The sequence below is a fragment of the Mesorhizobium escarrei genome, from assembly GCF_935825525.1.
GTDB lineage: Bacteria > Pseudomonadota > Alphaproteobacteria > Rhizobiales > Rhizobiaceae > Mesorhizobium > Mesorhizobium escarrei.
In genome coordinates, this window is sequence record NZ_CAKXZT010000025.1 from 1 (window position 1) to 360 (window position 360).

The window sequence follows — 360 nt, forward strand, 5'->3', positions numbered from 1 at the left end:
GCTTGATCTACTTTCACGACGCCGAAAGGGGCGGCCACTTTCCCGCCTGGGAGGAGCCGATGATTTTCACCCGCGAGCTCAGGGCGGCGTTCAAGCCGCTGCGTGAACTGAACTGAGACGAGAGCGCGGTGGCGCTGGCCGCCGCGCTCTTCTCCAACTGACAAACCGAGGCACAAAACCTGAGGAGAATGCGATGACTACGCGCATCAAGACGCCTGCTGGTGTTGCAGCTGGCAAGTCGATCACCACGGGAGCCCCGCAGAGCGCGGGAACAATGCACGACGGCTCGCCAGGAGGCAGTTCGATGCCACAGGCCGCCAGTCTTTTCCTCCCCACGGATCTTGAGGATGTCAGTAGAAC